General features: G+C 55.0%; 17 protein-coding genes. 7 read left to right on the top strand and 10 right to left on the bottom strand.

The genetic code is table 11. From position 1 onward, the window contains the following. Position 1: 1 nt before the first annotated feature. Positions 2-1384 carry an ethanolamine ammonia-lyase subunit EutB gene (locus tag ABDK75_RS08070; protein ID WP_346005496.1) on the bottom strand — a complete coding sequence of 461 codons (1383 nt, stop codon included), beginning with the start codon at positions 1382-1384 and terminating at the stop codon, positions 2-4. Positions 1385-1566: 182 nt separating this feature from the next. Between ABDK75_RS08070 and ABDK75_RS08065 the strand changes: the two genes are divergently transcribed. The 4 genes from ABDK75_RS08065 (at position 1567) to ABDK75_RS08050 (ending at position 5869) form a co-directional block, all read left to right on the top strand. Beyond that, the gene (locus tag ABDK75_RS08065) at positions 1567-2625 is read left to right on the top strand and encodes an AraC family transcriptional regulator (protein WP_346005494.1); all 1059 of its coding nucleotides are present in this window, start codon (positions 1567-1569) and stop codon (positions 2623-2625) included. A 43-nt stretch (positions 2626-2668) separates the two neighbouring features. Then, positions 2669-3091, top strand: coding sequence for an alternative ribosome rescue aminoacyl-tRNA hydrolase ArfB (gene arfB, locus ABDK75_RS08060; protein WP_211503025.1), 423 nt, complete (start codon positions 2669-2671; stop codon positions 3089-3091). 16 nt (positions 3092-3107) lie between these two features. After that, on the top strand, positions 3108-3665 hold the full coding sequence (locus ABDK75_RS08055; protein WP_346005493.1) for a thioredoxin: 558 nt from the start codon (positions 3108-3110) through the stop codon (positions 3663-3665). Positions 3666-3739: 74 nt separating this feature from the next. Then, on the top strand, positions 3740-5869 hold the full coding sequence (locus tag ABDK75_RS08050; RefSeq protein WP_099212880.1) for a M3 family metallopeptidase: 2130 nt from the start codon (positions 3740-3742) through the stop codon (positions 5867-5869). Here ABDK75_RS08050 and ABDK75_RS08045 read toward each other — a convergent pair. From ABDK75_RS08045 to ABDK75_RS08035, 3 genes are all read right to left on the bottom strand, one after another. Then, positions 5790-7046, bottom strand: coding sequence for a cytochrome c peroxidase (locus tag ABDK75_RS08045; RefSeq protein ID WP_346005845.1), 1257 nt, complete (start codon positions 7044-7046; stop codon positions 5790-5792). The two genes, ABDK75_RS08050 and ABDK75_RS08045, sit on opposite strands and share 80 nt — an antisense overlap. 161 nt (positions 7047-7207) lie before the next feature. Beyond that, entirely contained in the window at positions 7208-8860 is a 1653-nt protein-coding gene (locus tag ABDK75_RS08040) for an alkaline phosphatase family protein (protein ID WP_346005492.1), read from the bottom strand. A gap of 12 nt (positions 8861-8872) precedes the next feature. After that, positions 8873-9040 carry a hypothetical protein gene (locus ABDK75_RS08035; RefSeq protein ID WP_157091186.1) on the bottom strand — a complete coding sequence of 56 codons (168 nt, stop codon included), beginning with the start codon at positions 9038-9040 and terminating at the stop codon, positions 8873-8875. A gap of 204 nt (positions 9041-9244) precedes the next feature. Between ABDK75_RS08035 and ABDK75_RS08030 the strand changes: the two genes are divergently transcribed. The 3 genes from ABDK75_RS08030 (at position 9245) to ABDK75_RS08020 (ending at position 15197) form a co-directional block, all read left to right on the top strand. Then, positions 9245-10597, top strand: a complete 1353-nt coding sequence (locus ABDK75_RS08030) for an inorganic phosphate transporter (protein WP_064274565.1) — start codon at positions 9245-9247, stop codon at positions 10595-10597. Between the two features lie 190 nt (positions 10598-10787). Next, entirely contained in the window at positions 10788-13157 is a 2370-nt protein-coding gene (locus tag ABDK75_RS08025) for a TonB-dependent receptor domain-containing protein (protein WP_346005491.1), read from the top strand. A gap of 12 nt (positions 13158-13169) precedes the next feature. Next, complete coding sequence (locus ABDK75_RS08020; protein WP_346005490.1) at positions 13170-15197, top strand: phosphocholine-specific phospholipase C; 2028 nt, start codon at positions 13170-13172, stop codon at positions 15195-15197. Between the two features lie 47 nt (positions 15198-15244). Here ABDK75_RS08020 and ABDK75_RS08015 read toward each other — a convergent pair whose 3' ends face one another. The 6 genes from ABDK75_RS08015 to ABDK75_RS07990 form a co-directional block, all read right to left on the bottom strand. Next, positions 15245-16018: an SDR family NAD(P)-dependent oxidoreductase gene (locus ABDK75_RS08015; protein ID WP_046901882.1), complete on the bottom strand. Its 774-nt coding sequence runs from the start codon at positions 16016-16018 to the stop codon at positions 15245-15247. A 24-nt stretch (positions 16019-16042) separates the two neighbouring features. Next, entirely contained in the window at positions 16043-17146 is a 1104-nt protein-coding gene (locus ABDK75_RS08010) for a sn-glycerol-3-phosphate ABC transporter ATP-binding protein UgpC (protein WP_346005489.1), read from the bottom strand. Between the two features lie 53 nt (positions 17147-17199). Further along, entirely contained in the window at positions 17200-18027 is an 828-nt protein-coding gene (locus ABDK75_RS08005; RefSeq protein ID WP_346005488.1) for a carbohydrate ABC transporter permease, read from the bottom strand. 1 nt (position 18028) lies between these two features. Further along, a complete protein-coding gene (locus ABDK75_RS08000; protein WP_046901879.1) occupies positions 18029-18937 on the bottom strand; it encodes a carbohydrate ABC transporter permease in 909 nt (302 codons plus the stop codon). An 11-nt stretch (positions 18938-18948) separates the two neighbouring features. Next, a complete protein-coding gene (locus ABDK75_RS07995) occupies positions 18949-20265 on the bottom strand; it encodes a sugar ABC transporter substrate-binding protein (protein WP_346005487.1) in 1317 nt (438 codons plus the stop codon). 71 nt (positions 20266-20336) lie between these two features. Continuing rightward, entirely contained in the window at positions 20337-21983 is a 1647-nt protein-coding gene (locus ABDK75_RS07990; RefSeq protein ID WP_346005486.1) for an FGGY-family carbohydrate kinase, read from the bottom strand. Between the last annotated feature and the right edge of the window lie 156 nt (positions 21984-22139).

Here is a 22139-nt window from a genome sequence, read left to right as displayed (position 1 = left end):
GTCAGCGCGCCATTTCACCAAGAAGGGTCTGGCCGGGTGGAATATCCAGCATGCGCTCCGTTTGCGGATCATAGAGGCCCATTTTTTCCAGCCAGCCAGAAAATTCCGGAGCGGGCTTGAGGCCCAGAAGCTTCCGAAGGCTCAGAAGGTCGTGGAACGACAGGCTCTGGTAATTGAGCATGATGTCATCAGCTCCGGGCACCCCGATCAGAAAGGTGATCCCGGCAGCTCCAAGAAGAACCATCAGGTTGTCCATATCATCCTGATCCGCTTCGGCATGATTGGTGTAGCAGGCGTCACATCCCATCGGGACGCCCAGCAATTTCGCACAGAAATGATCCTCAAGCGCCGCACGGATGATCTGCTTTCCATCATACAGATACTCCGGCCCGATGAACCCAACGACGGTATTGACGAGAAGGGGGTCATAGGCGCGAGCAACAGCATAGGCGCGGGCTTCCACGGTTTGCTGATCAACGCCGTGATGGGCATCGGCGGACAGTGCAGCGCCCTGACCCGTCTCGAAATACATGACATTGTTGCCAGTCGTACCGCGGTTCAGCGCTCGGGCGGCCTCATGGGCTTCCTTGAGAATTGAGAGGCTAACTCCGAAACCTTCATTGGCTTTTTGGGTGCCTGCGATGGACTGAAACACGAGATCAACCGCGCCGCCACGATTCATGATTTCGAGCGTGTTGGTGACGTGCGTCAGAACGCATGTCTGTGTGGGAATGTCATAGCGCTGGCGGGCATGGTCCAGCATCTCCAGCAAGGCAAGACCATTGGAGACGCTGTCTGTCGCCGGGTTGATGCCAATGACGGCATCGCCCATGCCGCGCAAAAGACCATCAAGCGTAGAAGCGGCAATACCCCTCAGATCATCTGTAGGATGGTTGGGTTGCAGACGTGTGGACAGACAACCTTCGAGGCCGATGGTGTTGCGAAATTTTGTGAGGACGCGGATCTTGCGCGACACTGTCATAAGATCCTGATTTCTCATGATCTTACTGACGGCAGCGGCCATTTCCGGTGTGATGCCTGGAGCTGTGGCTGCCAGTGCTTCTGTCGTGGCGTCTTCGGACAGCAGCCAGTCCCGGAAGCCAGCAACAGTCAACGATGAGAGCCGGGAGAAGGCGTTCTGGTCATGTGTATCCAGAATCAGGCGCGTCACGTCATCCCTTTCGTAAGGGATGAGTTCTGATTTCAGGAATGTGTCGAGGGGGAGGTCTGCGAGAGCGTAACGGGCGGCAACGCGTTGAGCATCGGAAGAGGCAGATAGGCCCGCGAGTTCATCACCAGAGCGGGCAGGAGACGCTTTGGCCAGCAGCGTCTTCAGATCATCAAAGGTGTACTGTTCCCCTCGCAGGGTGCATCTGTAAGCCATGGCCAGAGTCCTCTGCCGTTGCTCATCCCGAAAGTCGCATTTGGGAGAATCAAGGTTTTGTCCGTTATCGCAATTATATCTCTTTCGGACCGAGTTTGACTTGACCCGAAACAACAACATTTTGACATTTGACGACAATGCGCCCAACACTCGTGTCAAGTGAGCAGCAACAGGAAGACGCCATGTCATCCTTTCCCAAGTCTTCCGGATCAGATGTCTATGTCCTGGCGGCCGCCGCTACCGGTGTGGAAAAATTCCTTACGGAGCAAGGCGGAGACATGGACCGGATCGCTGGGCGGTCGGGTCTTTCAACGCATCAATTCGCCATGCCGACAGATGCATTGAATCTGGGTGCGTACTGCCGTCTGTTTTCCGAAGCCGAAACAGATACGCACGACGGAAACATCGGTCTGCATTTCGGGCAACAGTTCAGACCGAGGCAACTCGGGCTCATTGGTTACATCGCGCTTTGTTCAGAAACAGTGGGGCAGGCGGCGCAGAATCTGGCGACTTATTTCGGGTACCATCAGGCCCAGACCATTACACGGTTTGTTGAAGCGGGTGATCATGTCCGGCTCGAATATATGATCGCAGACACGGCCATTCAGGACAAACGTCATGATGCCGAGCTGACGATGGGCATGTTTGCCAATATTTTAAGGGCTGGTCTTGGTGCGGACTGGTGCCCGCAGGCCGTTCTTTTTGCTCACGAGCAACCGGAACAGGCGTCTGAACATCGAGAAGCGTTTCAGGCCGATATACGCTTTTCTGCCGGGATGAATGCTTTGGTGTTCCGGAAAGAGGGGCTGAAAAAGCCCATGCCAGGCGCTGATGCCGCTTTGCTACAGGTGATGAAATCTTCACTTGTGACGTTGGCGCGAGGGGCAGGGCATACGGTGCCTGATTCAGGGCAAAGCCTCAAAGAACAGGTTATGGTTCAGGTCCGAAAGTCGATGCGGCAGGGCGGCTCTGAATTTTCTGATGTGGCGGAAAAACTGTCTCTTTCGCCCTGGACCCTTCAACGCAGACTTGCCCAACTCGGCCTTTCATATTCCGGGCTCCTGGATGAGACACGTCAGATCGATGCGTTGCGATATCTGGCAGACCCGAACAAAGATGTCAGTGAGATTGCGTCTCTCCTTGGATATACTGAAACTAGTGCTTTTAGCCGTGCGTTTAGACGCTGGTTCGGGGTCTCTCCGCGGGTCTGGAGACAGCAGAACAGCGTCTCAGCGAGCTAACTGACTGTCGCACGTTCATCCGTCCGTGTGGTATGGAAGAGGGATGAGTGTTGAAGTCATGCCCGGCCTGTCCCTGCGGGAAGAGGACCTAAGAGTTACGTATATTCTGGCGTCTGGCCCAGGTGGTCAGAACGTCAACAAGGTTGCAACTGCCGCGCAATTGCGTTTCGATGTCTCCGGTTCTGCTGTTCTTTCAGAGCGGATACGAACCCGTCTTTTAGAAATTGCGGGAAGTCGTGCGACCCGGGATGGGGAAATCGTTCTGACCGGGCGGCGTTTTCGGACGCAGTTACGCAATCGGGAAGACGTTATCGAGCGTTTGGCAGAAATGATCCGTGAAGCCGCGCATCGACAGGCCTACCGGGTGCCGACACGCCCCGGAAAAGGAGCGCGGCAGCGCCGACTGGATGGCAAAGCCCATAGGGCCGGGATCAAACGCAATCGTCGCATCCGGCTTGATGATTGAGAGGGAGAACAGACACATGACGTTCCAGCTTTCTGCTTTGGAATGGGGCGCAGGACCCAAGGTTCTTGAAGTCTTTCTGGAACCGACCTGCCCATTTTCCGTCAAGACCCTACGCAAAATACCAGATCTCCTTCAACTTGCGGGGCAAGACCGCCTGACGGTTCGCGTGCGGCTCCAGTCCCAACCGTGGCATATGTTCTCCGGCGTCATTGTACGGGCCATTCTGGCTGCGTCTTCGCTGGACGAAGGCCGGGATGCTGCCTTAGCCGTCATGATGGCTGTTGCAGATCATCGGGAAGAGTTCGAATTTACCGATCACTGCCGTGGACCGAATATGGACGCTACACCGGCAGACATTCTACGGCGTATCGAGGTTTATAGCGGCGTCCCGCTTGCTGAGGCCTTTGTTCGTCCCGAGGTGACGGCAGCAGTCAAATGGCATGCTCGTTACGGTCGCCAGAATGGCATTCATGTCTCGCCAACCTTCATGGTAGATGGTCTGATTGATCCAGCCTTCAGTAGTGGCGACAGTGTGGACGAGTGGGGAGCCAAGCTGTTTCCCGTAAAGGGCTGACGAGACCGAGAGATTGGACGTTATGCGGCTTCTTCAATACAGTCGCCATAACGTTTAGCAGTCAGGACTTTTCAATGACTTCCAACCTCTGGACCAGAGCGGCTTTTGCACTCTCGTTTGCCGCGCTCGTTGGCACTGAAGCACATGCTGCCGCAGAAAATCCGTTCTTCAGCGCCAGCACGCTCCCCTATCAGGCTCCCCGTTTTGACCTGATCAAGGACAGTGACTACGCGCCCGCTTTTGAGCGCGGTATGGCAGATCATCTGCGCGAGATCACAGCGATTGCCAACAACAAGGCCGCTCCGACATTCGAGAACACGATTGTCGCCATGGAGAAGTCTGGTCGCTTGCTGGATCGTGTGCAGGAGACGTTCTTTGGTGTTTATCAAGCCAACAGTGATGCCGAACTGGACAAGGTTGAAAGCCGTGAAGCGCCGCGTCTGTCTCAGCATGAAGATGAAGTCTATCTGAATGAGCGGCTGTTTACGCGCGTAAAGGCAATCTACGATGCTCGCGCAAGCCTGAATCTGAATGCCGAGCAGGCGCAGCTTCTGGATGTTTATTACCAGCAGTTCGTCCATGCGGGCGCCCAGCTTTCCAAAGCGGACAAGGTCAAGCTGCGGGCCATCAACACGAAACTTGCTAATCTTGAATCTGCCTATCAGCAGAAGCTGATTGCCGCTGCAAAAAATGGGGCTCTCGTCGTTGATAGCAAGGAGGCGCTTGCAGGACTGGATGACGGGACGATCGCCTCCGCGCAGAAAGATGCTGAAAGCCGCAAGCTTTCCGGTAAGTGGGTTCTGCCGCTCCAGAACACAACGCAGCAGCCAGCGCTGGAAAACCTGAGCAAGCGTGAAACGCGTCAGGCCTTGTTCGATCAGAGCTGGAACCGTGCGGAGAAGGGCGACAAGAACGATACGCGGTCCACAATCTCAGAACTCGCCCAGCTTCGTGCGCAGAAGGCGGCTCTGTTTGGTTACCCGAGCTTTGCGGCATACACGCTGTATGATCAGATGGCCAAGACGCCGGAAGCTGCCGAAAATTTCATGAAGCAGCTTGTTCCTGCGGTTGCAGCTGAACAGAAGCGGGAAGCTGGTGTCCTTCAGGATGCCATCCATCGGGATGGTGAGAACTTCACACTGAAGCCCTGGGACTGGAGCCGTTACGCGGAGCAGGTGCGTCATGAGAAGTATGCGCTCAACCAGGATGAAGTGAAGCCATATTTCGAACTGAAGACCGTTCTGACAGACGGTGTTTTCTTTGCTGCCAACCAGCTTTACGGAGTGACCTTCAAACAGCGCACTGACATCCCGGTTTATAACCCTGACGTCATGGTGTTTGAGGTTTTTGATAAGGATGGTTCACAGCTTGGCCTGATGTATTTTGATTACTTCAAGCGTGATACCAAATCCGGCGGCGCATGGATGTCCAACTTCGTTGGTCAGTCCACGCTGTTGGGCACGAAGCCGGTCATCTACAACGTAGCCAATTTCACAAAGGCCGCACCAGGTCAGCCGCAGCTCATCACGTCTGATGATGTGACGACCATGTTCCATGAGTTTGGGCATGCCTTGCATGGACTGTTTGCCAGCCAGACATATCCTTCGATTTCAGGGACCAGTGTCGCACGGGATTTCGTTGAGTTTCCGTCTCAGTTTAACGAGAACTGGGCGCTCGATCCGAAAGTGCTCTCCCATTACGCTCGGCACTACAAGACTGGCGCTCCGATGCCGCAGGAACTGGTCGCCAAGATCAAGAAGGCTGCCCGTTTCAATCAGGGCTACGCCTTGGGTGAGATCGTCGCTGCAGCAGAACTGGACATGAAATGGCATGCTCTCCCGGCGTCAGCACCACGTCAGGATGTGGACAAGTTTGAAGCTGATGCCCTGAACAGCATGGGACTGGACGTGGCCAACGTGCCACCGCGCTATCGTTCCAGCTACTTCCTGCATATCTGGTCCAATGGCTATTCTGCCGGATACTATGCGTATCTGTGGACCGAAATGCTGGATCAGGATGCCTTTGCCTGGTTCACGCAGCATGGTGGCTTGACGCGTGAGAATGGTCAGCGTTTCCGCGACATGATCCTGTCCAAAGGGCACACGATGGATTACGGCCCGATGTTCAGTGCATTTTACGGGAAAGACCCGGATATTGAGCCGATGCTGGCGCATCGCGGCCTGACGGCTGATAGCCAGAAGTAAGAGGTGACGGACGGGTGGGAGACCATCCGTCCGTAAGTGTCTTTAGAAACTGGATGATTTGACTGCGCTCCTGAGGTGTCAGGGCAGGCAGGTCATTTGATTTTCGATCCATCGGTGCGTCCGTGCGATCAAGGTTGGAGCGATACTGGGGCGGGATATCGTCCGGAACCTGAAGATGGCCGTGTGTGTCACGGCTGTAGAAGCGCTCTGGGTGGATGTCTCGCAGGACGTAGAAATCCAGAACCTGATGAAGGTCATGAAACACGCCATTATGGAAGAAGACCTTGCGTTCTGCCACATTGCGGAGAGTTGGCGTGGCGAACATACCGCAATAGGCCGATGACGTCTCGGCGCCTCCCGGCATGACTTCACACAATCCCAGATCGAAATGCCCTGTGTCGTACGGCCCCATCAAAGCCTGATTGCGCGGGGCGCCCAGTGCTTCGTACTGGCGATCCGTGAAAAGTGGTGGGAGATTACCGGGAAGCGGACGATCCAGATGACAGGCTGCGCAGTTGCCTTTTGTCGGATCGTTGAAGAGCCGATATCCAGTACTCTCTTCCGGTGTGAAACGGGCTTTCCCTTCAAGCCAGGCGTCGAACTTGCTGTCATAGGCATGAAAAGACGGATCTTCGATCTGGTAGCGCGCTAGAGCAAATAAGGCTTCAGACAGCAGCAGGTCAGGGGATGCGTCAGTCGCAGGACCGCCTAGAGCCTTCAGCCGTTGGATGTACTTGGCATTTTCAAGCCGATGAAACGCAATCTCCGGGGTAGAGGCCATTTCAGCCGGATCATAAAGGGGGCCGGAAGCCTGCTGCTGGAGCGTATCGGCCCGACCGTCCCAGAACATTCCTCCTTGAGGCACCATACTGATCGTTGGGGACGCGGCTGCATTCTTCGGTGACCGATTAGCATCGGGTGCTGCCGAAGCCAGAACGGGAGCAGTCTCACTTTCTGGATTATCCTGGCCAATGCTGAAATTTGGCACATGCTCCAGATATGTCAGGGAAGGAATGGCTCTGCGGCCATGGCTTGCCAGTGTTGGGCCTCCCAGAAACACGGAAGCAGCACCGGAAGGCCCGTAATGATGTTTTGGGCTGTGACAGGATGCACAGGATAGACGTCCTGAGCCCGAGAAGAGGGGGTCGTGAAAGATTTCACGCCCGATCTTCGCCATCTCGGAAAGAGGGGCATGAGCCGGCCGATGTAATTCAACTGGACATGGATTGCTGCCGTCCCGGGTTGGCAAACATTGATCCGAAGCGACGGCTTGACTGGCCAGCATTGCGGACATCAGGCCGCCAGCCAATACGACTGTGAAAGAACGGAGTGAAACGGTCAAAGCGGTGTAACAGGAGCCTGTTTGACAGGTTCGCCTGTCTCAGGGTTCAGGAAAACGGGTGTGAGGTGCGGGGTTTGCTTGAAGTCGAACAGATCAGACAGATCAGTAGCATCTGCGTCAAATGATCCCTGTCCAAGGCGCTGACTCTGAAGCCAGTTATCTTCGATAAAGCGCGTGATGGAACTTTGGGTAATCTGGATATGGCTGACGTAGTTAGGTTTAGCCCATGGAGATAGAACGATCAGCGGTGTTCTTGTTCCTGGGCCACAACGGCCGTTTACAGGCTGACCCGAAACTCCGCTCGGAGCCGGGGCTGTCCCGCAGCGGCCAGGGCCGTTAAGCTGATCTGCCGGATTATCGTAGGAGCCATGCGTCGGCGTGACATAGGCATGATCGTACCAGCCGTCGGAATCATCATAGGCGATGATGATGGCTGTATCGTGCCATTGCGGGCTGTGCTGAATAAGATTTATGGCCTCTACCACGCCATGCTGCTCGTCCAGTGGGTCCGAGTAACCGGCATGGCCATCCTGAAAAGCTGGCATTTTCAGGAAGGATACAGCAGGAAGGTTTCCTGCAGCGACAGTTTTGTAGAAGTCTTTTAGGTCATACTGATGGTTGGCCGGGTCCCGGTGGATACCGTCCTGCTGAAAAGTACGGCCAATGACGGCGAGAGAGGATGGTCTCGCATGTGTCGGATTTGATGTGCTGGCGTAATACTGAAACCAGTTGTGGTGAGGGATATAGTCAACCACATTTTGGGCCACGACAGATGAGTAGGTCTGGCGGTTGCAGCCTGTCGTGCCGTCAGGGTTGCGAGCAGTCAGATCGAAGCCGCCCATGAAGCCGCCCCAGGTCAGATGCTTGTTGTTCAACAGGTCACCGATGTTTTTGCTCGTCATCATGACCTGTTCGGTCGGGACGGAACAGACATCTCCAGCAGGGTCGATATCGTTGACCATCGTCCAGCCCCCTTGTCCGTCCGGAATGAACGGAGACTGGACTGTCAGGGTGGACCGTCCTTGAGAGCTTTTGACGATCTTCATGCCGTTGGTTTGTCCGGAAACCACTTCCAGAGCACCCGGAGTGGAAGGACCGTATGTGTCCGTATAGGCGGCGTCGCTCATGGCGAAATTCTGAGCGTAGTTCCACAGGGCTGTGACAGTGTTACCGTCAAAATAACCCATCACCTGCCCGCGTGTTGAAAATGCTCCGACGCCACCAGGTGCGCCGCGACCGGTGTGAAGAGGGAACAGGTCTGCCAGGCCATGATGATAAGCCTGTTGCTCAGCAGTATAGGCGTGATTCTGATCGGCGGTGCTGGCTTGTGTCCTGTCCAGACGGAAGGGCAGAGCTGCATCCCGGCCGTTTTCAGCGCGCGTATTGGGGTTTTTCAACAAAAGGTCAGCCGCGATGAGCGTATTGGCCTTTGGGGTTTCTGCCGCGGCATGAAAAGCGGGCTCTCCGGCAGGGTTCGCTGCGGACGGATATGTTCCGAAGTAATGATCAAAGGAGACGTTCTCCTGATAGATCACAACAAGATGGCGAATTGGCGTTGCAGGCTCCGGAGCCTGCGTTTCCGCGGCTTGAGCCGGAGCAAGCAGGAACGGAATGAACGTCGTGAGGAGGAGAGCTGAACGTAAAGTCATGCAGGCAGAAATCTAGCTTCTCTGGTGAGACTGGGAAGTACGGCGTTTGTCAGCCTGTTCTGTACTGGCAAACAGGAGGTGGAGGCCAGAACTTTTGTCCTGCCCGATCCGGTCGTTCCAGGCGGTCATGAGTGTTTCCCGCCAGAGTTCGTGAGGCTGCTTTTTCGTGGGCTGGTTCATTGGAAAGCCTTCTGGGTGAAGCAGGCGACAGAGCCAATGGCACCATAACGGATGAAAGGACGGGGAAATATTATGGTTCGGTTAAATAAAAACCAGTTTCAAGGTGTGATGAAACTTTCATGAAAGAAGTTCCCGGGATCTTTAGTAAAATTACCGAAACAGCTACCAGATTAGACATACCTTTATTTGGAGATGGCATCCGGAATGCTGCACTTCGCCCCAGAGTCAACATGGTCAATCATTGCGCTTGGGATCTGCTTCCTGCTGGTCTGCGTATTTGAATTTGCCAATGGCTTCCATGATACCGCAAATGCTGTTGCGACAGTCATTTACACGAATTCCCTCAAACCGAAGGTTGCGGTTGTCTGGTCCGGCCTGATGAACCTTCTGGGTGTGTTGCTCGGCGGTATTGCCGTTGCTTACACGCTCGTAGAGTTGCTGCCGCCGGATGTTTTGTCTCCGCCGAATGGAAATCCGGCAGTTCCAATGCTGGTCGCCCTGTTTGGTACAGCTCTTGCCTGGAACCTTCTTACATGGTGGTTCGGTATTCCGAACTCTTCCTCTCACTGTGTGATTGGTTCTCTGGTCGGCATCGCCATTGGTGACTCCTTCCTGCATGCCCGTGACCTGGGGCACAGCGTGGACTGGAACCAGATCTGGAAGGTCCTGACGACGCTGGCCGTGTCTCCGCCGCTCGGCTTTATTGGGGCAGGCATTCTGTTCCTGATTATCCGAAAATTCGTGCATCTCCCGGCCCTTTATCAGCGCCCTGAGCCGCATCACAAGCCGAACCCGGTTGTTCGTGCTCTGTTGGTCACCACCTGCACGCTGGTCAGTTTCTCGCATGGTAACAATGATGGGCAGAAGAGCATTGGCCTGATCATGTTGACGATCATCGGTCTGATGCCAGCGACGTTTGCCCTGAACCCTCAGGTGCCGGTGCAGTACGATATCATTCGTCAGGACGTGCAGGCTGCTCGCCCGCTTGTTGCTGAATTTGATCGTTATTCGTTCAAATCTGATGCCCTTGCATCGATTGATCGACTGGAAAAGGGCGCGGAAATTCATGCTAGCCCGGCTGAAACACGCGGGGACATCTATCAGGTTCTGTCTGGCCTGCGTTCCGTAGCGTCCAATCCTGCTGCATCCAACGAGCAGAAAAAAGAAGCCGGATCTCTGGCCAAGAAGCTTCGCCCCACAGTGGAATATGCGCCGTTCTGGGTTCGACTGCTGAGTGCACTTTGCCTGGGCGTGGGAACAATGATCGGTTATCGCCGGATTGTTCAGACACTGGGTGAGGGCATTGGCAAGGCACACCTTACGCCTGCACAGGGCGCTGCTTCCGAAGTTGTTGGCGCAGGCCTGATCATGACGGCTGGCTACACGGGCCTTCCGGTCTCCACCACGCACATCATTACATCTGGTGTGGCTGGAACCATGGTTGCCTCAGGCTCCGGGATCAACATGCACATGTTGACCAAGATTGCTCTGGCCTGGCTGTTTACACTGCCTGTAACGATCACTGTCTCGGCGATCCTTTTCTATATTCTCGCCTGATCGTCAATTTCACAATAAGATAGTATTCAAGAAGGATCTGCCGTGAGGCAGGTCCTTTTTTGTAGGTGAACTGCAAATTGTTAAAGTGGTGTGGCAATGTCTTGAAACGATCACAAGACACAAATGAACCGTCTGCATAACGTTCCCGCGAATTCACGGGCAGTGCCGTGCCCTTTGCAGGAATACATTGATGAAGCTGATGCTTGCACTGACGACTTGCCTGAGCGGCGTTTTCGTCTTCTCCGGTGTACAGTCTGCCTCTGCAGATGATCTGAGCCCGTCACAATCTGCCCGCAAGGCCGCTCCGTCGGGTGTGCAGGTTAAGAAAGCATCAGCAAAAAAGACGGTTGCACAGCCTGTAGAAGCAACAACGTCGGAATCCGTTGTCGTTCTCGGAGCGGGCGCCGCTCGCGAAACACAAACCGTGTCGCGCCGTGCCATTCAGGAGATGACGCCGGGAACCAGCCCGTTCAAGACACTCTCGAAACTGCCGGGCGTCATGTTCACGTCGTCTGATCCCTTGGGATCTTACGAATGGTCTCAGCAGATTGTTATCCGAGGCTTTGACCAGAGCCGTCTTGGCTTCACAATGGACGGTATTCCGCTCGGCAATCTTGCTTATGGTAATGATAACGGCCTTTCGATCGGGCGGGCCCTTCAAACTGAAAATAACGGGCCATCAACCCTGACACAGGGCGCTGGTGCTCTTGGTGTGACAGCATCCAACGATCTGGGCGGTGCTCTTCAGTTCACGTCTGTTGATCCCACAAAGAAATTTGGCGTGGATGTTGCGGGAACGATTGGCTCTGCTTCGACCTGGCGCACATTTGCCCGTATTAACAGCGGAGAGCTGAAGGGTGGCGGTCGCTTCTACGTGTCCTATAACCATCAGGATGCCAACAAGTGGAAGGGTGATGGCGTTCAGGTGCAGGATCAGGCGAATGCAAAGTACATTCAGCCCTTTGGAGAGCATGTAAAACTTACGGTTTATGGAGACTGGTCCAAGCGTAAGGAAAACGATTACCAGGATCTCTCGCTCGCTCAGATCAGCAAGTATGGATATAATCTCGACAATATTACGGGGAATTATGCTCTCGCCAAGCAAATTGCTACGGCTTACCAGACGGGCACAGCTTTCCCCTCAAGCGTTCAGGATCAGGACACGGTTTACTACAACGCAGCAGGCCTGCGTGAAGATGCGATGGGATATGGCCGTCTGGATTTTGACATTACGAGCCGCCTTAAAGGCTTCGTGACCGGATATGGCCACACCAATACGGGTGAGGGCGCATGGGTCACGCCTTATCTCGCCACCCCCGCGGCTCTTGGTGGCTCTCCGCTTACGACCCGGACTACGGAATATGACATTCATCGTGCAGGCTTTATCGGTGGTCTGAGCTACAAGATTGCTAACCACACGATCGACTGGGGCTTCTGGTTCGAAAATAACAATTTTGAGCAGGCGCGGCGTTTCTACCCGCTTCAGGACAGCGGATCTCCGTCATCCATTCACTGGTATCAGGGCAATTCCTTCTACACCCAGTGGCAGAGCACATTTAATACCAAGACTTATCAGGTCCACCTGGGCGATACTTGGCAGATTATGCCAGCGCTGAAGCTGACTTACGGGTTCAAGTCCCTGATCGTGGACAACTCTGCTCGCGCCCTCAGCGGCAACCTGATGGGTACGCCAACCGGCACGACCTATCCATCAGGCTCCCTGAGCGCCTCGAATGGCTTCCTGCCGCAGATTGGTGCGAACTACCGCATTAACCAGCATAACGAAATCTTTGCTGATTTCGCTCGCAACATGGCAGCTTTCGATAGCGCGCAGACATCAGGCCCGTTCTCCACAACGACGGCTGGCTTCGAAGTGCTTCAAAAGAAGCTGAAGCCGGAGATGTCCAATACTGAGGAGCTGGGATATCGCTTCCATAACCATACATTCCAGGCATCTGTCACAGGCTACTATGTCGAGTTCCAAAACCGGCTTCTGGCTGTGACGCAGGGTGTTGGTATTCAGGGCAATGCGTCGGTTCTGAGCAATGTTGGCGGTGTAACAGCGCGCGGCGTGGACGTTGCTGCAAATTGGAAATTTGCCCGCAACTGGTCGCTCTTTGCATCCTACGCGTTCAACAACTCCCTGTATGACAACAATGTTTACGCAGACGGCGTGGTCTCTGCGCGCATCAAGGGTAAGCACACAGTCGGGATGCCGTCCAATCTCGCCAATGTGGAACTCGGATATGATGATGGCGCGATCTGGGGCAATGTCCTGATGCAGTTTCAGGACAAGCGCTACTACACCTACACCAACGATGCCTCTGTGCCGGCCAATGCGATCTTCAACCTGAACGTTGGCTATCGTTTCCAGAGCCAGAACTGGTTCCTGCGTGGCATGGATGCTCAGATCAACGTCACCAATCTGTTCAACAAGCGTTATGTGGCAACAGTCGGAAGCAATGGCTTCGTCAATTCCGACCCCTCGGGGACCTTCCAGACGCTACAGGCTGGTGCTCCGCGTATGGTCTTCTTTACAATTCGCAAGCATTTCGACTGATCGGACGACATCATGACCGGACCGCTTTCCAGCCGACGCAGATTTCTTGAACTGGGAGCTGCTTTTGCTGCTGCAGGGTCACTGCCAGGCAATTTGCGACAGGCTCTGGCGGTTCCGGCCAACCGGAAAACCGGCACTATTCAGGACGTCGAGCATGTGGTGATCCTGATGCAGGAAAACCGCTCTTTCGATCACTATTTCGGCTGCTTGCAGGGTGTTCGAGGGTATGGAGACCCGCGTGCGGCGTATCAACCGGATGGAACGTCAGTTTTCGCACAGAGAACTGCGGATGGGGCTACGGTTATGCCTTTCCGCATGAACACAGTTCACACCTCGAGTGCCTGCATTGCCAGTCTGGATCATAGCTGGATAGGCAGCCAGAAAACCTGGAATGAGTGGGACTGCTGGGTCCCTCACAAAACCGCTATGACGATGGGGCATTTCACCCGCCGTGACATCCCTTACTACTATGCTCTGGCGGACGCATTTACGATCTGCGATGCCTATCACTGTTCGATTTTCGGTCCGACCAACCCAAACCGCTTGTTTTTGTTCTCGGGTACCAATGGTCTGAGTGTCGGGCATGACGGCAGGCAGGCCGTTGAAAATGTTGATGATGGCAACACGTCGGCTGATATGCGGCATGACAATCCGAAGTTTCAGGCCTTCCAATGGACCACTTATGCAGAAGAGCTGCAGACGGCAGGCGTGTCGTGGAAAGTATACCAGGAGTACGATAATTTCGGTGATAATGCCCTCGCTGGATTTAGTGCCTTTCGTGGGCTGTCAGAGGCGTCATGGCAGTATCAGCGAGGTCGGGCGATTGTTGAAGGCTCAACCGCCGGAAATGCTGCGACATCTGAAGGACGGTTTCTTGTAGAGGCGTTTGAGAAAGATATTGCTTCTGGGACGCTTCCGCAGGTCTCCTGGATTGTGCCGTCCGCCGCTCTTTCCGAACATCCCAATGCTCCGCCCGGATATGGTGAACACCTGATTTCAAGGCTGATGGACGTGTTCGTTCGACATCCGGACGTCTGGTCAAAAACTGTTTTTATCTTGAATTATGATGAAAACGACGGGTTTTTCGATCATGTTCCGGCGCCTGTTCCGGCTTTGCATCCGGATGAAGGCAGCAGCACCGTTTCAGTGAGCGGAGAGACCTATCACGGCGTTGCTGTGGGCCTAGGTCCTCGGGTTCCGGCAATTTTGATCTCGCCTTGGAGTAAGGGAGGACGTGTCAATTCGGAGCTGTTTGATCACACATCCGTCTTGATGTTCCTCGAAGCCAGGTTTGGGGTTCGTGCTCCGACCATTACGCCTTGGCGTCGGTCTGTGTGTGGTGATCTGACATCGGCTTTTGATTTTTCCGAGACTGACACATCATGGCAAGCCAGCCTGCCAAATACAGACGACTATATGCCTCAGACGCGAAAGTCCTGCATGCTTCCGCTGCCGTTGGTTCCACAATATCAAACGTTGCCTCGACAGGAGGAAGGGCAGAGAACAACCTGTGTACTGCCATATAAGTTATCAGCTGATGTTCAGGTCACGGGGCAATTGCAAAATCTGATAATCGCCAACAGTGGGACGCGTGGGGCAGTGTTCCGGCTTTCCGGCCAGGGACCATCACGCCAATACACTCTTGGGGCAGGGCACACGCAAAATATCCCGCTACAGATTGAGCATGACTTCACTCTACATGGTCCAGCCGGGTTTTATCGGGCGGGCAAAGGGTTTTCCGGATTGCAGGTCCAGATTCTGGAAGACCATGATGGTGTAAGGCTTGCGCTCAAAAACATCCAGTCAGCGACCGCAGAATTGACCGTTGAAGATGCTTACGGCCCTGCAAGAGAATGGACGACCATACTGCCTCCCGGGCAGGAGACGTCACGCTTTTATCCGTTGGTCGGAAGTGACTTCTGGTATGATCTGACCGTGACCAGCCGAAGCGGGAAAACTGGAGGACACGTCCATTTTGCCGGTCGGGTCGAAACGGGGCGGCTGGGGAAAACAGACCCTCTTATGGCCCGGCGTTCCTGAGAAACAATCGGGCCGTTCACCGAGAGGCCCGATTGCGGAATTGATACTTACCAGACAGTGAAACCGGCATCGACGTTAACGATAGCACCGGTCATGAGGCTGGCGGCGTCTGAAGCCAAGAACTGAACGACGGATGCCACTTCATCCGGCTGGCCAACTCGGCCCATTGGTGTTCCGGCGATCCAGGCGTCATAGAGCTCTGGCTTTTCCATGCCGAAACGCGTCAGGGTTGTCTCGATGTAGGTCGGGGCGACAGCGTTGGCGCGGATGCCATGAGGGGCCCATTCTGCGGCCAGCGAACGAATATACTGGTGTACGCCCGCTTTTGACGCGTTGTAGGCCGCCTGCTGCTGGGGACGATTGACGATTTGTCCGGACATGGAGCCAATCGCGACGATGGCGCCCTTTTTCTGCTCGATCATGATCCGGCCAACAGCCTGACAGCACCGGAACATACCGTTCAGGTTGATGTCCACCTGTTTAAGCCACTGCCCATCCGTCATATCTTCGGCTTTGACCTCTGAAATACAGATACCGGCACAGGCAACCAGGATATCCAGATGCCCCTCTTTCTCGTGAAGGGTTTTGATTGCGGACTGAACGCTCTCCGTGCTGGTGACATCCATCCGGATGCTATCCACATTCAGGTCCTGCTTGCGCAGGTCTTCCGCGGATTGTGCAGCAAGTGTTTCATCCAGATCTGCGATGATGACGCGTGCGCCTGCTTCTGCCAGAGCCGTGACGCAGGCGAGGCCAATATTCTGTGCACCGCCCGTAACCACTGCGACGCGACCGTCAAGGCGAAGTTTTTCCATGTACATGATGTATATTCCTGGGAAGAAAAATCAGGCGGCAAGGGGATGACGGCGGCAGGCTTCGAACGCCAGGCCATCAGGGGCAAAAAGGTGGCAATGCTGCGGAGGAAGCTTCAGGCTGACCGGCGTGTCGACTTCAAGGGTTGTGAAACCGTCTGTCTGAACAACGATGATCTGCCCGTCGGCACAGCGGACATGAACCAGTGTGATGGCGCCGAGGCGCTCGATAACTTCCACAACCCCGCTATCATCACTCGCGGGAGCCAGTTCAACGTGTTCTGGGCGAATGCCGACTGTAATCTTGGTTCCGGGCAGAATATCCGGTGGCGAGACCGGGACATGAAGAAGAGTACCGTCCCGGAGCTGAACGCTCGATCCGTCGTGGCCGCCGTTCTGGAAGATTGCGGAGAAGAAATTCATGGGAGGTGAACCGATGAACTTGGCGACAAACAGGTTGCGCGGGTGGTGATAAAGCTCCAGCGGTGAGCCAATCTGTTCCACAACGCCTTTCTGAAGGACCACGATCTTGTCCGCCATTGTCATGGCTTCCACCTGGTCATGGGTCACATATATGGTGGTCGCGTTCAGCTTGCGATGAAGGGCCGAAAGCTCCACTCGCATCTGGCCTCGCAGGGCTGCATCCAGGTTTGAGAGAGGTTCATCAAACAGGAAGACCTTCGGGTTACGTACGATGGCGCGGCCGATAGCAACGCGCTGCCGCTGACCGCCCGAGAGCTGACCTGGCTTGTGATGCAAGTAGGGTTCAAGCTGAAGCGTGGCGGCAACATGCTTGATCTTCTCGCTCCGTTCTTTCTCCGGCACCCCTGCGAGTTTGAGGCCAAATTCCATGTTCTTGTAGACGTCCATGTGCGGGTAGAGCGCGTAGGACTGGAACACCATGGCAAGGCCGCGTTTTCCCGGTTCCACGTCGTTGACGCGCTGACCATCAATCAGAAGGTCTCCGGAAGTGATGTCTTCAAGGCCTGCAATCATACGAAGCAGCGTGGATTTTCCGCAGCCGGACGGGCCGACGAAAACCACGAATTCACGATCCTTGATCGACAGCGAAATGCCTTTGATGATTTCTTCCGTAAGATAGGTTTTACGGAGGTTCTTGAGTTCAAGCGTTGCCATGAATCAGATCCCGTTCCTGAGCGTTTGGGGGACGGAGAATGCGAGGGTAGCCATCATTTGACGGCTCCAAAGGTGAGGCCACGTACGAGTTGTTTCTGGCTGATCCAGCCCAGCACAAGGATCGGCGCGACTGCGAGTGTGGATGCGGCGGATAGCTTGCCGAAAAACAGTCCTTCCGGTGAGGAGAAGGAAGCAATGAATGCTGTGAGCGGAGCGGCATTGGAGGAGGTGAGATTGAGAGACCAGAAAGCCTCATTCCAACACAGGATCAGCGACAACAGGGCTGTGGAGGCGATCCCCGGCAGGGCAAGGGGAAGCAGGACCATTGTCATTTCCTGCCAGCGTGTTGCCCCGTCCATGCGACCAGCCTCAAGAATTGGGGCAGGAACTTCCCGGAAGAATGTGAACAGCATCCAGACGATGATGGGCAGGTTCGTCAGCATGTTGACGATGGCCAGTCCTGTACATGAGTCCAGAAGGTGGGTGCTGCGAGCCAGAAGATAGATAGGTACGAGCACGCCAACAGGAGGCAGCATGCGTGTCGACAACATCCACAGCAACGTCCCGCGTGTGCGCTTTGAGGGCATGAAGGCCATCGAGTATGCCGCCGGAATGGCAAGCAGGAGCGCGCCCACAGTAGCGGCAACCGAGATGATGACGGTGTTGAAGGTGAAGTGCCAGTAACTCGCGCGCTCGAACACTTCCGCATAGCTGCTGAGCGTCGGCGCGAAGATCAGTTTTGGCGGTGTTGAGACCGCCTGAACTTCGCTCTTGAAACCCGTCAAGATCATCCAGAAAATGGGAAAGAAGAGCCATAGCGCAATACCCCAGCCCAGACAGGTGACGGCGATTTTTGTACTGTTCTTTGTCTTGATCGCCATCTCACACCTCCAGGTTGCGTGCGACGGAGCGCACGAGGAACATCGCAGCGACATTCGCAATAATGATGGCCAGCACACCACCGGCAGAGGCGCCGCCGACATCAAACTGAAGCAATGCACGGGAGTAGATGAGATACGCCAGGTTGGTGGAGGCCACTCCAGGGCCGCCTGCCGTCGTGACGGAGATCTCCGCAAAGATTGTCAGCAGATAAATCGTCTCGATCATCACGACGACGCTGATAGCGCGGCTCAGGTGAGGGAGAATGATATGACGGAACTGAGCGATCGGACCGGCACCATCCATCCGTGCGGCCTCTTTCTGCTCGCTATCCAGCGACTGGACGGCTGTGAGGAGAATGAGGACGGCAAATGGCAACCATTCCCAGCTGACGATCATCATGACTGTCAGGAGCGGAAACCGGGCAAGCCAGTCAATGGGCGTCAAACCGACAGCCCGCATCATGGCGGAATAAACGCCATAGATCGGGTGCAGCATCAGGTTCTTCCACAGCAGGGCAGACACTGTCGGCATGACGAAGAACGGAGAAATGACCAGAACACGTGCAATGCCGCGCCCGAAGAACTCCTGATCGTAAAGGATGGCTAAAAGTGTGCCACCTCCTACGCTGATAATCAGGACGCCAACGACCAGAATGACTGTATGCAACAGGGAATACAGAAAATCCGGATCAGTCAGAAGGTACCAGTAGTTGCTGAAGCCAGCGAAGCCGTGAAGCGTCGGGTCAATCAGATTGTAGTTGATCAGCGAGTACCACAGCGTCATTGCCAGTGGGACAAGAGACCAGACGAGAAGGATCAGAACGGCAGGCGAAAGGAGCAGAAGCCCCGTTCGCTTGCCTTTGCGTTCTGATGCCCCTTTTGGGGGGCTGTGTTCTAGAACTGCCTGCATGGCACTCTGCCTTACTTGGCGCGGCCGGACTGGCGCAGCGAACGGGTGACAGAAGATTGTGCTGCAGTCAGTGCCTGATCCACGGTCATCTGCCCGGAAAGGGTCGCGGCGACTGTCTGCCCGACTTGAGTGCCAACTGCCTGGAATTCAGGAATTCCGACAAACTGCGCTCCGGTATAGGGGCGTGGTTCTGCTGTTTGTCCACTCGGGTCGGCAGTCTTGATCGCGTTCAGAACGAACGACGCAAACGGGGCTGCTTTCTGGTACTCGGGTGCAGCATATGTTGAGGCACGGGTTCCAGCGGGAACGGCAACCCATCCCTTTCGGTCCGCAACCAGCTTCACGTATTCCTTGGATGTTGCCCATGTGATGAAGGTCTGGGCATCCGTGCCCTGATGGGAACTGACGGGAACGGCAAGGCTCCAGCTCCACAGCCATGTTGGTCCCTTGCCGTAGGGGCCTTTGGGAGCCGACGCGAAGCCGACCTTGTCGGCTACCTGAGACTGCTTCGGATCAAACAGGAGGCCGCCGGCAACCGTGGAGTCAATCCAGATGCCGCAATGTCCGCTCGCGAAGAGTGCCAGATTTTCATTGAATCCGTTGGATGTGACGCCCGGTGGGCCGTCTTCCTTCAACGCCGAGACATACCATGTCAGAGCTTTTTTCCATGCGTCTGACGTGAGCATTGGCTTCCAGGACATGTCGAACCACTGGGCACCGTATGTATTCGCCAGCGACGAGACATAGGCCATGTTCTCACCCCAGCCAGGCTTGCCACGAAGACAGATGCCATAGACCTGTCCTGACTTGTCTGTGATCTTGTCGGCGAACTGCCGGATCTGATCGTAGGTAGGTGCGTCTGGCATCGTCAGACCGGCTTTCTGGAACAGATCCTTGCGGTAGTAGGTCATGACGCTCTCGGCATAGAAGGGCAGAGCGTAAAGCTTGCCATCTGATGTCAAAGCATCCCGAACCGATGGCAGCACATCGTTGATGTCGTATGCAGCGTCCGGCTTGATTTCTGTGAGCCATCCCTGTTTCGCCCAGATGGGAACTTCGTAATTCCCGATCGTCACAACGTCGAACTGACCGGTTTTCATGGCAATGTCGGTTGTGACGCGCTGGCGCAGAACATTCTCTTCGAGAGTCACCCAGTTGAGATGAATATCGGGATGCGCTTTTTCAAACTCCTGCGACAGCTGACGCATGACGATCATGTCCCCGTTGTTCACGGTTGCGATTGTCAGGGTGCCTGCGGCTTGCGCAGTAGAAAGAACTGAACCGCTCAAGAGAACTGCAAGGGTGCAGGCTGTTTTCAGACGGGACATGGAACTCAGACCTTTGAAAAAAGAGCTGTGAACGGGATTACGGACGACAGCTTGGGTTTTCGGGAGGCAGATCAGTGAGCGGACGTTTTTTCCAAAGCGTCCTGCATTTGCTGACGCCATGCGAGCTGGCTGGCGAGCATATCGTGGCAGATTGACCGCTTGGCTGTGTGATAGGTATGGGTCTTTGCATCTGGCAGAATTTCGCTGCCGGCGTGGCTCATCTGAGCCATAGCTGCGCGCAAAGTGGCATATTGCCCGCTGGCGACAGCCCCCAGAATTGCTGCCCCAAGAAGAACGGAATCAGGCTCTTTGGGCAGAAGGATACGACAGCCAGTGGCATTTGCATGTTCACGCAGAAAGATGGGGTTCTTGGTGCTCCCTCCCGTGGCGAGAATGGTGTCGATCCGGTATCCTTGGGCATTGAGGGCATCGATGATGTCCTTCGTGCCATAAGCAAGGCCTTGAAGGGTTGCCAGATAAAGCCTGGCGAGATCGTCCGGCGTCGCTGACAGGGCGAGGCCGCTGATAACGCCCTTCAGATCCGGGTCAGCGTGGGGAGAACGATTTCCATGAAAATCTGGCAACAGGTGAAGATTGACTGTACTGCCTCCTGGCAGTTTACCGGCTTCCAGCTCTTCAATTCTGGCATTGAGGAGGGCGTAGATATTACTGCCTGATTGCTCAGCCTGCTGCTTGAGCTCGGGCCCCGCGGCATGATGAGAAATGACGAAATCAATCAGCGCACCGGTTGCTGACTGACCTGCTTCATTCAGCCACATATCAGGGACCATGGCGCTCCAATAGGGGCCCCACACGCCTGGCACGAAACGGGCCTCCTGTGATACCGCCATATGGCAGCTGGATGTGCCACATATTAAAGATATTGAGCGCTCAAGAACATCGTCAGAGAGTTCGCCGTGAGCCTCAATCCCCAGAATGCCAAGGCCGCCAGCATGAGCATCAATGGCTGAAACACCCACGGGAATGCCAGCCTCAAGACCCAGTTCAGTGGCGGCCTCTGGGCTCAAGCCATTTCCGACGATCCCGCCGAGCGGACGAATGTCATTGCCAATACGGGCGTAGTTGTCATCCGTTAGTTCTTCCAGGCCGATAGTTTTGAAATAAGTATCGTCCCATCTGTCTTCATGAGCCAGATAGGTCCATTTGCAGGCTGTGGAACAGGCTGAACGTGACAGGGAACCGGTTGCCCTCCAGGTCAGGAAATCGGGGAGGTCAAAGAAATGGCCAGCCCGGGCAAAAATCTCGGGCAGATTACGCTTCAACCAGAGAAGCTTGGGCGTTTCCATCTCTGGCGAGATTTTTCCGCCAACATAACGCAGGACTTCATATCCTCCGTTGTTAATTTCGGCAGTTTCTCTCAATGCCCGGTGATCGGCCCAGAGAATAATGTTCTGCTCTGGCGCGCCTTGCGGGTCCACCGATAGCGGTTTGCCCTCTGTATCGAGCACGACGAGAGAACAGGTTGCATCAAAGCCAATCCCAATGATGCGGAAAGACTCAGTCAGGGTGGCGAGTGCGGTGCGTGTGGCTGTGCAGATGGCTGTCCAGATGTTTTCTGAGGACTGCTGAGCAAAATCTGGTGCTGGTGACCACGTCTTGGTTGGCTGAACGGCAGAGGCCATTTTCTGCCCCGTCAGGGTGAAAATGCCAGCGCGTGCACTGCCAGTCCCAACATCAATTCCGAGAACCAGATCCATACAGCACACCTAAAGCTGACAAACGCGCAGAGAACAGGCCGTTGGGCTGGGTCATCCTGAAAGATGCACCATCAGATCAAAGACCGAACATTCTGGAATGTTACGTTCGATGGAACTGGCATGTGCTTCTTGTTGTAGGAATAACGTTTACACAAC

This window comes from Gluconobacter sp. OJA (genome assembly GCF_039638325.1).
GTDB lineage: Bacteria > Pseudomonadota > Alphaproteobacteria > Acetobacterales > Acetobacteraceae > Gluconobacter > Gluconobacter cerinus.
Note: the sequence above shows the minus strand (reverse complement) of the source record. Positions and strands in the feature narration are given on the sequence as shown.